Raw genomic sequence first — 12,520 nt, 5'->3', positions numbered from 1 at the left:
TCGTAAAACTTACTTGTGAAGCGATTTGATAAACTTTTCCAGAGCCATTGTCATAGACGGAGTTTCCTTTGTAGGCGCCATAAGATCTACTTTCAGCCCTGCTTCTTCAGCAGCAGCCAACGTTGTGGTTCCGAAAACGCCAATTTTTGTTTCTTCCTGTTTGAAGTCCGGGAAATTCTGCTGTAATGATTTAATACCCTGCGGACTGAAGAATATCAGCATGTCGTAATCTTTTACATTGATATCGGTAAGATCGCTGCAAACCGTTCTGTACATGATGGCTCTTTTCCAGTCTACATTGGAGGCTTCCATTGTTTTCACAATATCAGGGCTCAATACATCAGAAGATGGCAAAAGGTATTTCTCTGTCGGGAATTTTTTGAATAAAGGAAGAAGATCCGAAAAATTCTTTTCTCCGAAGCTGATCTTTCTTTTTCTGTACACAATATGTTTCTGAAGATAATTGGCAATTGCTTCAGACTGGCAGATGTATCTCATCGTGTCAGGAACCGCAAAACGCAGCTCTTCTGCTAATCTGAAGTAATGATCAATCGCATTTTTACTCGTGAAAATAATTCCGGTATATTGCGTAAGATCGATCTTCTGTGTTCTCAATTCTTTATTGTCAACTCCTTCTACGTGGATGAAAGGGCGGAAATCTATTTTTATCTTTTCCTTCTTTGCAATATCCAGGTACGGAGACGACTCACTTGGCGCTGGTTGAGAAACCAATATTGACTTTATTCTCATCATTGACAGTTATTAAAAAAATAATAATTTCCAAAGCAACAAAAGAGGTGCAATTTGGAGGGTGCAAATATACAAAAATTTATAATACCATTTTTCAGGTAAGATGTTATTCTTATGAAATAAATAGAAAAAAACCTTGAAAATGAATACAAAAGAAAAAAAGTAGAAGTAATACAAAAACATTTTATTTCTGTCCAGCGGGAAATAATAGTGAGTTACACATAAAACAATAAGGATGAAAGACAGTATAAAATAAAATTTTGTCGCGGTAAAATAAAAAACAGTCCACTTTTTTCCGCCACCCGTACTCTGAAAAAATAAAAATCCCAAACCGGATTTAATCATATAAAAAAAGATCACTGCAAGTAAACAGAATCCGAATTTGTTCAGCTGATATCCCAAGACCTGAAGATCGGCAATATACTTTGGGACAGTAGGAATATACTGCGAAATCAGTACGGATAAAGTAAGAGCGGTAACGCAGGAAGTGATCGCCCAGCTCGGAAGATTGTTACTCGCATCAAAATATTTCTGTAGCAGAAAGTCTTTTAAATTGGCTCCCCTCTCAATGATATTCATCATAAAAAGGTACAAAAAGATGCAGCCCAACAATATAAAGATCACCCAATCGTTGTTCTCAGGTATTCTTATGTGATTTGTAAAATGTTGTGATAACGGCAAAGGGTATTTTTTTGCAAAATTATAGATTATTTTGTATAAAATAAAAAGGTTAAATAAACTATCTTTGCAAACTGAAATGAAAAAGCTCGTCATCATTCCCACCTATAACGAAAAGGAAAATATTGAAAATATTATTTCCGCAGTTTTTGCATTGGAAGATGACTTTCATATTCTGGTAGTAGATGATTCGTCTCCCGATGGCACCGCAGAGCAGGTAAAAGAATTGCAGAAAACACATCCCCACTTTTTGCATTTATCAGTAAGAAGAGTGAAAGACGGATTAGGAAAGGCATATATTCACGGGTTTAAATGGGCCATTGAAAATAAATACGATTATATTTTTGAGATGGATGCAGATTTTTCCCACAACCCGGCTGATCTTCCGAAGCTTTATGAGGCGTGTCTGAATGCTGATATGGCCATCGGATCAAGATATTCTAAAGGGGTAAATGTTGTGAACTGGCCAATGGGAAGGGTTTTGCTTTCCTATTTTGCTTCAAAATACGTGCGATTTGTTTTGGGACTTCCTATTCATGATACAACAGCAGGTTTTGTCTGTTTTTCAAGAAACGTATTGGAAGAAATCGGATTGGATAATGTGAGATTAAAAGGATATGGGTTTCAGATCGAAATGAAATTCCGAACTTTTAAAAAAGGATTCAAAATTGTAGAAGTACCTATTATTTTTACCAACAGGATCCTGGGAGAAAGCAAAATGAATGGCGGAATCATTCATGAGGCGGTTTTTGGAGTTTTAAATTTAAAATGGAAATCAATCATCAACAGATTATGAAAATGATGCGGTATAAATATTCGCTCAGAATAGGTGTCTGCAGAGTTTCATCAAAACAGATAAAAATTAACTGATGAAAAAATTGATCTTCTTCTTCGTACTGATATCTTTATTCTCATGCGGAGATTATATTGATAAGCCAAAAAATCTTGTTTCACAGGATAAAATGGCTGAAATTATGGCAGATCTGGCCATCAACGATCAGGCAACTTTCATGTATCCGAATTCAAATCTTGAGGCAGGAACAAGATATGTTCTCAAAACCCATCATGTAAACTCAGCGGATTATATTGAAAGCTTTAAATATTATGTGGTGAAGGAGAAAATGAACGGGATTGTTGAAGATGCGCAGGAAATATTGTTGAAAAAAGATCCGAAGGCGGGAAAATATGTAAAGGATAAAATGAGTAAGACCGGGAATACTGAAAATCTTCCTCTTTTATCAAGATAATTATAAAATGCAAAAGTTTTTTACCATAGAAAAAACCTCTCAGGGAAAGGCAAGAGCCGGAGAGCTTACTACAGATCACGGTAAGATCCAAACCCCGATTTTTATGCCTGTTGGAACGGTAGCAAGTGTGAAAACAGTTCACCAGAGAGAATTAAAAGAAGATATCAAAGCCCAGATTATTCTGGGAAACACTTATCATTTATACCTTCGTCCGGGAATGGACACCATGCAGGAAGCAGGAGGTCTTCATCAATTCATGAACTGGGATCTTCCGATCTTAACGGATTCCGGGGGCTTTCAGGTGTTTTCATTGGCAAGCAGCAGAAAGATGTCTGAAGAAGGTGCAAGATTCAAATCTCACATCGACGGAAGTTACCACATGTTTTCGCCAGAAAAATCCATGGAAATTCAAAGACAGATCGGTGCTGATATTTTTATGGCCTTTGATGAATGTGTTGCGTATCCGTGCGAATACAACCAGGCCAAATCATCCATGGAGCTTACACACCGATGGCTGAAAAGATGTATTGACTGGACAGAAAATAATCCCGAATTATACGGACACAAACAAAGGTTGTTTCCGATCGTTCAGGGATCAACCTATTCTGATTTAAGGAAAATATCCGCACAGGTAATCGCAGAAGCCGGTGCTGAAGGAAATGCCATCGGCGGACTTTCCGTAGGTGAGCCTGAAGAAGAAATGTACAGGATTACCGATGAGGTTACCGATATTTTACCAAAAGAAAAGCCAAGATACCTTATGGGAGTAGGAACTCCATGGAATATCCTGGAATCAATCGGCCTGGGAATCGATATGATGGATTGCGTGATGCCTACAAGAAACGCAAGAAATGCCATGCTTTTCACATGGAAAGGGGTAATGAATATGAAAAATGAAAAGTGGAAAAAAGACTTTTCGCCGCTGGATGAGTTTGGAACAAGTTTCGTAGACAGAGAATATTCAAAAGCATATGTAAGGCATTTGTTTGTTTCTAAAGAATATCTTGCCAAACAGATTGCCTCTATTCATAACTTAGCTTTTTATCTGGATTTGGTGAAAGTTGCTAGAGAACATATCTTAGCGGGAGATTTTTATGAATGGAAAAATTCGGTTGTTCCGGTTCTTCGTCAACGATTGTAAATTTAAAAATATCAAAATAGAAGTCCCGAAGGGACGACCTAAATTAGGATGTAAATCCTATCAAACATAAAACCAATTTATAACGCATTAAAAAATAAAATAATGCTGAAAATTATAGACAGATATATTGTAAGAAAGTACCTTGGAACCTTCAGTTTCATGCTGATATTGCTGTCTGTAGTTGTTCTGGTGATTGATGTTCAGCAGAAAATTCCCAGAATTGAAAACGCTACCGCTATTGATCCGAAATTAAACCTTACCTATTTTCTGGTTCATTTTTATCCGTTCTGGATTGTTAATCTTGTGATGACATTTCTTTCTATTCTGGTATTTATTTCAGTGATCTATTTTACGTCCAGAATGGCAAACAACACGGAAATTGTTGCTATTATCAGTAGTGGGGCAAGTTTCCACAGGTTTGCAAGGCCTTATTTGCTTACTTCACTTTTTATCGCTGTAATTTCTTTAGGAATTAACCATTTTGTATTGCCCTGGGCAAATATTCAGAAAAATCAGCTCGAAGCGTATACGTATAATGCTGCCAATAAAGAGAAAGTGTTGGGGACAGCTCCGGTTTCCGCACAGCTCAGCAAAACGGAATATATTTTTATCAATTCCTGGAATAAGCGGGAGAAAAGAGGATCTGGATTTATTTACCAGAAGTTCGATAAAAACCGAAAGATGGTGTACGAACTTAAAGCTTCGGATGCTTCCTGGGATAAGGATAAAAAAGTTTTTGTACTGAATTCTTATACAGAAAAAACCATCAATAAAGATGACACCGAAAAACTGTCAAATGGATTTGATATAAAGAAAAGTTTCGGTCATGATCCCGAAGAGCTCTTTCCTAATGAATTGTTAGGACAAAATAAAACAACTCCGGAACTTCTCAAGTTCATTCAAAGAGAAACCGAAAAAGGAAACAGCAATCTGAATGCCCACCTGAATGAGCTTTACCAGAGAACTTCTATGCCTGTTTCTATTGTAATACTTACCTTTCTGGCGCTTTCGCTTTCTTCACAAAAAAAACGTGGAGGGCTGGGAATTAACCTTGCGGTAGGGATCTCGCTTGCCTTTGTATTTGTATTCTCATTTGAAGCCCTGAAAGTGGTTTCAGAGAATAAAAGTATGTCTCCGGTTCTTGCGATGTGGTTTCCGAACATTGTTTTTTCTCCTCTTGCCCTATACTTATACCTGAAAAGAGCCAATCAGTAAAGCAGTTTTATTTCTTTGTGATAAAATGAATGTAAACCATCATTCTCCAGGTCAATCCATAGATTTCCATTTCTGTCAGCATTTTTAATAATGCCATTTTGTCTCTTTTCGTTAAGTTCAAATACAGAAATCTCATCTTTTCTGAACAGACTGTTATTGAAACGGCTCATTATTTCATCTTCAGAGGGGAATTTATTAAAGTTTTCAACGAGAAAATCATGAAGAGCTTGCGTGAAGTCATTTAGATTGAAATATTGCCCTGTTTGTGTTAAAATAGAGCCTGCATTTGATATTTCATCAAATTTTTCCTGAAGGATATTAAAGCCTGCGCCAACGATAAAATAATTATTTTGATTAATTTTTTTCTTTTCAATCAGAATTCCGACGATTTTTTTATTTTTAAGGATGATATCATTAGGCCATTTTATTTTTACGGTATTTCCAGTCAAATTGGCCAGGAAATCATGAATAAGAATTGCGGTATAATAATTGAACATGAAACCGGACAACGAAAAATTTTCCGCCTTTATCGCTAGAGTATAGGCTAAATTTTTTTCAGCGGCTGATGACCATGTATTTCCGTATTGACCCCTGCCCCGGGTTTGGTTAAAAGTGTGAAGCGCAACAAAATCAGAATTTTCATAAAGTAAAAACTTGGAAATTTCGTCATTAGTAGAAGAGCATTCTTTTAAATAGAAGAGTTGACTCATTTAAGAAAACTTTAAGACTTTCGGGGGCTAAAAGTAAGGCTAAAGTGAAAGAAAAACAATAAATTTGCAGATTATAGTATTTTTTAATGAATAAAACAGCAGAAAAACAAGAATTATTAGATAAAATCGTTGAGGCAATTCAGGATGTAAAAGGAGAAGATATCATGATCTTCGATCTTTCAAACATTGAAAACTCTGTCGCAGAGACCTTTGTGATATGCAGCGGAAACTCAAACACGCAGGTAGCCGCACTCGCAGGTAGTGTTGAAAAGAAAGTGAGAAACGAGCTTAAAGAAAGACCTTGGCATGTAGAAGGGACTGAAAATGCAATGTGGGTGCTGGTAGACTATGTTTCAGTAGTTGTCCATATTTTCCAGAAACAGGTACGTGAGTATTACGATATAGAGGAACTCTGGGGTGACGCTGTCATTACCAGAATCGAAAATGAATTTTAATTTTAAAAAGTATCAATGAACAATAAAGGATTTAACTGGTTTTTTCCTATCATGATTGTGGCACTCGTGCTGTTCTTTGTGGTTAATTCCATGGGTGACAGCGGAGCAAAGACAATCGACGAAGATGGTTTCTTTAAAGAAATGCAGGCAGGAAAAATCCAGAGAGTTTTAATAGATAAACAAGCCCAGAAGGCTGACGTGTTTTTAACACAGGCTGCCAAGACAGCTACCGTAAAAAAAGACGATAAAGCAAACCCTTTTTCAAGCCTCTCGATGGCACCAAAAGCAGATTACACGCTTAAATATGGAGACCTGAGATTATTTCTTGAAAAATTCGATGCTTTAAAACAACAGAATCCTCAGATTACCACATCTAAAGATTATGCAGAAGGTGAAAGCCCGTTGATGAGTATTCTGATTCAGGCATTAATCTGGATCGCTATTTTAGGATTATTTTATTTCCTTCTTTTCAGAAGAATGGGAAGCGGAGGCGGCCCCGGAGGACAGATTTTCTCCATCGGTAAATCCAAAGCAAAACTTTTTGATGAGAAAGAAAGAATTCAGGTGACTTTCAAAGATGTTGCAGGATTAGAAGGGGCGAAAGAAGAAGTACAGGAAGTAGTGGATTTCCTTAAAAATTCAGAAAAATATACGAAACTGGGAGGTAAAATTCCTAAAGGAGTACTTTTGGTAGGGCCTCCGGGAACCGGTAAAACGCTATTGGCAAAAGCAGTGGCAGGGGAAGCTAAGGTTCCTTTCTTCTCACTTTCAGGTTCTGATTTCGTGGAAATGTTTGTGGGAGTAGGAGCTTCCAGAGTAAGAGATTTATTTGCTCAGGCTAAAGCTAAATCACCGGCAATTATTTTTATCGACGAGATTGATGCGATTGGTCGTGCCAGAGGGAAAAACAACTTCTCAGGCGGAAATGATGAAAGAGAAAATACATTAAACCAGCTTCTTACGGAAATGGACGGTTTCGGAACAGATACCAACGTCATCGTAATGGCTGCAACCAACAGAGCGGATATTCTTGATAAGGCATTGATGAGAGCAGGGCGTTTCGATCGCTCCATCTATGTTGATCTTCCTGAATTGCATGAAAGAAGACAGATCTTTGATGTGCATTTAAAGAAAATCAAGCTTGATGATAATGTAGACCGAGAGTTTTTAGCAAAACAAACCCCTGGTTTCAGCGGTGCAGATATTGCCAATGTATGTAATGAGGCGGCATTAATTGCGGCAAGAAACAACCATACTTCAGTTACAAAACAGGATTTCCTTGATGCGGTAGACCGTATTATCGGTGGTCTTGAAAAGAAAAATAAAGCGATTAAACCTTCTGAAAAGAAAAGAGTGGCTTATCATGAAGCAGGACATGCTACCATTTCATGGTTGGTAGAACACGCTTCACCTCTTTTAAAGGTAACGATTGTTCCGAGAGGACGTTCTTTAGGAGCAGCATGGTATCTTCCGGAAGAAAGACAGCTGACGACTACTGAGCAAATGCTCGACGAAATGTGTGCTACTTTAGGGGGAAGAGCTGCAGAGCAGGTAATCTTTAACAATATTTCGACAGGAGCTCTTTCTGATTTGGAAAGTGTTACGAAAAGAGCACAGGCAATGGTTACGATCTACGGATTAAGCCCGAATATCGGTAATATATCTTATTATGACAGTTCAGGCCAGTCTGAATATAATTTCGGAAAACCATATTCTGAGGAAACAGCAAAAAAAATCGATATAGAGATCAAAGGCATTATTGAAACTCAGTATGACCGTGCCGTTCAGATTCTGACTGAAAATAAGGATAAGCTCGATGCGCTTGCCAATAAACTTCTGGAAAAAGAAGTAATTTTCCGAGAAGATCTTGAAGAAGTATTCGGAAAAAGGGCTTGGGACCCGGAATTAACGGAAAAACCGGTTACCAATACGATTCCTGCCTCACAGCAGCCGAATGAAGAAATTATCATTAAAGATAAAGAGGAAGATAGTGAAATTCAGGCACCTGAAAGTCCTACACAAATCTAAAAATCTTTTGAAATAGATTAGAAAAACCTGACAGTCTCCGATTTGTCAGGTTTTTTCATATTTATCGGCACGTTTTTAGATTTCTATATGATAATTTTATATTTTTGTATAAGTGTCTAAAAAAATAAATTAAATTGAATTTATTCAAGAGGATTGTAAGCAAACTTACCAACCAGTCTGAAGAAGAAGAAAAGCCAAGTCTGGAAAAGCTCGGAGATTCGCTTAAAAATGCGGATCTTGACTATAAATTTGCCCAATTGTTTACTCATTCAGGAGGATTTTTCAATTACTGTGCGGATGAAGCAGAGGCATTAAAAACACTACACCAGATTATCAAAATAGAGGGAATCAGCAATGTTTTCTGCTGGGATAAAGATCTCCAGAATTTTTTAAATGTTGTAAAAACTCCTTACACTGAAGAACTTCAGGGTAATAATGACGCAAGTTTTATCACCTGTGAATATCTTATTGCCTACGACGGGAGAATTATGCTTTCCCATAATAATATTTTGCATTACCACTCTTCAAGACTGCCCAACAAGATTATTGTAATGGCTAACGTTTCACAGATCGTGAATAACCTCAATGACGCGATGGGGAAAATCAAAAGAAACGGGAATATCAAAAACCTTACTTCTATCAGCGGAGCACAGTCGAAACTGGATACTTCTTCCAACAGCAACACCAAACTTTTTTTATTGTTGCTTGAAGATTAGGCATCAACGTATAAATTTTTAAAATTTTGGACAAAAACCTTATTCAAAGAACCCTGTCAGGAATTGTTTATGTAGCAATCATCATTCTTTGTACAACTCCTTTTGGAGCAAAGCTCATCAATAATATAAGTCCCGATCTTATTAAACAGGAATATCTTTACTACGGACTGATTACGTTTCTTTTAGGAGCAAGCTCATGGGAATGCTTTAAAATCCTGAAATTTGGCAACGGGTACGAAAGATGGGTGGTTCTTCCACTGATCATCTTTATTTTTTATATTTTTTCTAAAAGATATTTCAGCTTTGATTTTTATTTTGATTTCAGGTTCAGTGAAATTCTGGCTCTGCTTTTAATAGTCATCGCTGTGGTCACTTTATTCAAATATCCTAATGAATTATATTATGACAGCGGAAAACTTATTTTTGCGGTTATTTATGTAGCTTTGCCATTCAGTTTTGCATTAGGCCTTCCTAAATTTTCAAGATTTGATGATAGATTCACACTGGAAGTTTTTTTCCTTTTTGTTTTAATATGGAGCAGTGATACTTTTGCTTATTTAACAGGGAAATTCTTTGGCAAACATAAAATGGCACCTAAAATTTCTCCTAAAAAAACCTGGGAAGGATATATCGGTGGTGTTGTGCTTACTTTGGTATTATCTTATTTTATCGAATATTATCATTCTGATCTTCGTGGAAACTGGATGGTAGTAGGATTTCTGGTGGCCGCATTCGCTCCTGTAGGAGATCTTGTGGAAAGCCAGCTGAAAAGAAATTTTGGTGTTAAAGACAGCGGAAACATCATTCCGGGACATGGTGGAGTATTAGATCGGCTTGATAGTTTTTTAATCTGCGTTCCTGTCGTATATTTGTACTTTATATTAGAAAAATTTATTTAATCTCATGAAATTACACAGAGAATCGAAAGGAACAATCACCGTTGCCTCCTTATTGTTTATCATTTTGAGTGCATTGGCCATTTATTTCCTTGAAATGTGGTCACTGGTGATCATTCTGCCTTTATTGGTTATTTACAGTCTTGTATTCTGGTTCTTCAGGGTGCCAAACCGTGATATCCTTGATCATAGGGAAAATGTAATTGCCCCGGTAGACGGAAAGGTAGTAATGATAAAAGAAGTGGAAGAAGATGAATTTATAAAAGGAAAAGCAATTCAGGTTTCTATATTTATGTCTCCGCTTAATGTTCATATCTGCAGATATCCGGTTTCAGGAAAAGTAATTTACAAAAAATATCACCCCGGAAAATATCTTGTAGCATGGCATGAGAAGTCTTCTACGGAAAACGAAAGAACTACCGTCGCGGTGGAGAGCCTTACCAATCATCAGGTAGTCTTCCGTCAGATTGCGGGATATGTAGCCAGAAGAATTGTTTTCTATTGCAATGAAGGGGATGAGGCGAAAGCAGGCCACGAGTTCGGCTTTATTAAATTTGGGTCGCGGATGGATGTTTTTCTTCCTCTGGATACTGAGATTATCTGTAAGATCGGCGACATTACAAAAGGAGGATTGGATGTAATTGCAAGAATGAAAGAGTAATTAATTATTAAAAATACGGTAAGGCCGCTTCTGATGGAGCGGTCTTCTTTATTAATATCATTAAAGTCATTAGCAGATTTATATCAATATAATATTATAGTAATTATTTTGATACTTATTTGATACTTTGTGGTATTTCGAGGTAGTTAAATTTGTATTTTTGGTGAATAATTTAATATTCATGAAAAAATATTTACTTTCTTTAATAATTTTTACAGGACTTTGCAAAATTGCAGCCCAGACATCGGTGGATGTATTTTCTCAAATTGTATTTTATGACGGGTACGCATCCAATGTTTTTGTGGTGGTACCACCAAATACTATCAAGCTTTCTAATTTCAGATATGCAAAAAAATTAACAGATGCAGAGCTCAATTCTTTTCAGAATAAAATTCAGATGAACGTAACTATCGGAGCGCTTTGCGATAATTATGACAGAATCGGGGGTGTTCATCTGGCAATGGTTCCGAAAGGTCAGAATTCTTATACATTAAACGATACTTCTGTAAAAAGATTAGAAATAGGAAGATATATTACTCCTTTCATGAACAAAAATCTTTCTCCAACAGAAGTTCCTTATTCTTTTCAGGTAGATAACCTTTATTCTGTTTTCAGTAATATGGCAATACGGAATGCGTATGATATTTGGATAGAACTGGATGTTTTCGGGGTGCCTTATGCAGCAAATACTCAGGTTGCAGGTTGTGCCGGAAGAAATGATGTATTTACGGGAACCCTTAGCTTTATTACTTATAATGATCCTTCTGTTACAGCAACATTCAATAGCTTACTGCCGCTTTTAGACTCTAATGAACTCAATAATTATAATAATACGGACCAGCCGGGTGAAACAGTGAGGCTTATTAATTTTAATCTTACACAAAGCGTTAGCAATGCTAAATTTTTTATTGTTTCAACCCCTCACGGAGCGAATACCAACGGAGAAGAATATGTAAGAAGGCAAAACTTTATATCCCTTGACAATAGTCAGGTTTTGACCTTTACTCCCGGAGGAACCTCATGTGAGCCTTACCGGATGTATAATACCCAGGGAAACGGAATTTACGGGGCCAGCCCAAAGCCTGATTCATGGTGGACTTCCTGGAATAACTGGTGTCCGGGTGATGCTGTGCCTATCAGGAGCTTTACCGCAGGTTCTTTATCTGCAGGAAATCATACAATAAAATACGAAGTACCCACAGCTATTTTTTATGGGCAGGATGGAAGAATCGTCCTTTCAATGTATATGCAGAGCAATAGCCAGCAATTATCTGTAAAGGATGTTTCTATGCTTGATGTCTCTGTCTTTCCAAATCCAACAGCGGATTTTGTGAATATCCGTTCAGATAAAAAGATAAATAGTATTGCTGTTTATTCTGCAGAAGCAAGAAAATTAAATGAGGTAAGAGATTCAAAAGTAGATCTTTCAGATTATCCTGCTGGAGTTTATATTTTGGATATTACTCTTGAAGGCGGACTTCAGTTTAAGCATAAAATAATAAAAAAATAAAGATCAACTTCGATATATAAATTAAGTATTTAAAATATTATAAAAATCCCGATGTTCTAAAACGTTGGGATCTTTTTATTAATGGAAGTTCACTTTAATTATCATCAGTTCAAAATTTAAAAATGTACAGAAACCATTTTCTGAAAACAAGCTTAATGTAATTAATAAACCTTTTTAACCTTATCAATCAAACTTAAAATTAATTCAAGGGATAAATCTTCTGTCGGATCAATTAACAGTATTTTGAATTTCTTTCTGCCTTCCTGAAGAAGTTCCGGATGATCAATCCTGTCGCCGTGGTAAAAGCTGATATAATATTTCTTATGTTTTTTGCTGAAATTAAAATAACACAGCATTTTCTTCCTGTATTTGAAAAAAGGCAATCCGAAGCTGAACGTTTCGGTGATATTTTCCGTGTCGGATTTCAGGATTTTTTCGCGTAAAAAAAGAAGAGTACTTCTTGCAGGCTCTTCCAGTCTGTAGAAATACTCTTGTATGGGATTCATTATTGAA

General features: G+C 36.6%; 14 protein-coding genes. 10 read left to right on the top strand and 4 right to left on the bottom strand.

What is annotated here, in order from left to right; genetic code table 11:
* Positions 1-9: 9 nt before the first annotated feature.
* Positions 10-750, bottom strand: coding sequence for a uroporphyrinogen-III synthase (locus ODE14_RS13235; RefSeq protein WP_248394978.1), 741 nt, complete (start codon positions 748-750; stop codon positions 10-12).
* 12 nt (positions 751-762) lie between these two features.
* Positions 763-1,332 carry a DUF4271 domain-containing protein gene (locus ODE14_RS13230; protein WP_263601764.1) on the bottom strand — a complete coding sequence of 190 codons (570 nt, stop codon included), beginning with the start codon at positions 1,330-1,332 and terminating at the stop codon, positions 763-765.
* A 175-nt stretch (positions 1,333-1,507) separates the two neighbouring features.
* On the opposite strand from ODE14_RS13230, the gene ODE14_RS13225 reads away from it, so the two are divergent.
* The 4 genes from ODE14_RS13225 to ODE14_RS13210 all read left to right on the top strand — a co-directional run bounded on the left by ODE14_RS13225 (position 1,508) and on the right by ODE14_RS13210 (position 5,031).
* Positions 1,508-2,224, top strand: coding sequence for a polyprenol monophosphomannose synthase (locus ODE14_RS13225; protein WP_248389697.1), 717 nt, complete (start codon positions 1,508-1,510; stop codon positions 2,222-2,224).
* Positions 2,225-2,297: 73 nt separating this feature from the next.
* A complete protein-coding gene (locus ODE14_RS13220; RefSeq protein ID WP_263601763.1) occupies positions 2,298-2,675 on the top strand; it encodes a DUF4296 domain-containing protein in 378 nt (125 codons plus the stop codon).
* A gap of 7 nt (positions 2,676-2,682) precedes the next feature.
* On the top strand, positions 2,683-3,816 hold the full coding sequence (gene tgt / locus ODE14_RS13215; RefSeq protein WP_248389701.1) for a tRNA guanosine(34) transglycosylase Tgt: 1,134 nt from the start codon (positions 2,683-2,685) through the stop codon (positions 3,814-3,816).
* A 105-nt stretch (positions 3,817-3,921) separates the two neighbouring features.
* Complete coding sequence (locus ODE14_RS13210; RefSeq protein ID WP_263603842.1) at positions 3,922-5,031, top strand: LptF/LptG family permease; 1,110 nt, start codon at positions 3,922-3,924, stop codon at positions 5,029-5,031.
* Here ODE14_RS13210 and ODE14_RS13205 read toward each other — a convergent pair.
* Positions 5,025-5,741, bottom strand: coding sequence for a biotin--[acetyl-CoA-carboxylase] ligase (locus tag ODE14_RS13205; RefSeq protein WP_263601762.1), 717 nt, complete (start codon positions 5,739-5,741; stop codon positions 5,025-5,027). The two genes, ODE14_RS13210 and ODE14_RS13205, sit on opposite strands and share 7 nt — an antisense overlap.
* A gap of 86 nt (positions 5,742-5,827) precedes the next feature.
* Here ODE14_RS13205 and rsfS point away from each other — a divergent pair, with 86 nt between their 5' ends.
* From rsfS to ODE14_RS13175, 6 genes are all read left to right on the top strand, one after another.
* On the top strand, positions 5,828-6,196 hold the full coding sequence (rsfS, locus tag ODE14_RS13200; RefSeq protein ID WP_029298073.1) for a ribosome silencing factor: 369 nt from the start codon (positions 5,828-5,830) through the stop codon (positions 6,194-6,196).
* A 15-nt stretch (positions 6,197-6,211) separates the two neighbouring features.
* Entirely contained in the window at positions 6,212-8,224 is a 2,013-nt protein-coding gene (ftsH, locus tag ODE14_RS13195) for an ATP-dependent zinc metalloprotease FtsH (RefSeq protein WP_263601761.1), read from the top strand.
* A 134-nt stretch (positions 8,225-8,358) separates the two neighbouring features.
* Positions 8,359-8,940 (top strand): lactate utilization protein, encoded by a 582-nt coding sequence (locus ODE14_RS13190; RefSeq protein WP_263601760.1) that lies wholly within the window; start codon positions 8,359-8,361, stop codon positions 8,938-8,940.
* A gap of 26 nt (positions 8,941-8,966) precedes the next feature.
* On the top strand, positions 8,967-9,839 hold the full coding sequence (locus tag ODE14_RS13185) for a phosphatidate cytidylyltransferase (protein ID WP_248389722.1): 873 nt from the start codon (positions 8,967-8,969) through the stop codon (positions 9,837-9,839).
* Positions 9,840-9,843: 4 nt separating this feature from the next.
* Positions 9,844-10,497 (top strand): phosphatidylserine decarboxylase family protein, encoded by a 654-nt coding sequence (locus ODE14_RS13180; protein ID WP_263601759.1) that lies wholly within the window; start codon positions 9,844-9,846, stop codon positions 10,495-10,497.
* A gap of 181 nt (positions 10,498-10,678) precedes the next feature.
* On the top strand, positions 10,679-12,007 hold the full coding sequence (locus ODE14_RS13175; RefSeq protein WP_263601758.1) for a peptide-N-glycosidase F-related protein: 1,329 nt from the start codon (positions 10,679-10,681) through the stop codon (positions 12,005-12,007).
* A 161-nt stretch (positions 12,008-12,168) separates the two neighbouring features.
* Here ODE14_RS13175 and ODE14_RS13170 read toward each other — a convergent pair whose 3' ends face one another.
* A complete protein-coding gene (locus tag ODE14_RS13170) occupies positions 12,169-12,513 on the bottom strand; it encodes a DUF1801 domain-containing protein (protein WP_248389731.1) in 345 nt (114 codons plus the stop codon).
* Between the last annotated feature and the right edge of the window lie 7 nt (positions 12,514-12,520).

Source organism: Chryseobacterium sp. PET-29, assembly GCF_025736815.1.
Taxonomy (GTDB): Bacteria; Bacteroidota; Bacteroidia; order Flavobacteriales; family Weeksellaceae; genus Chryseobacterium; species Chryseobacterium nepalense.
Note: the sequence above shows the minus strand (reverse complement) of the source record. Positions and strands in the feature narration are given on the sequence as shown.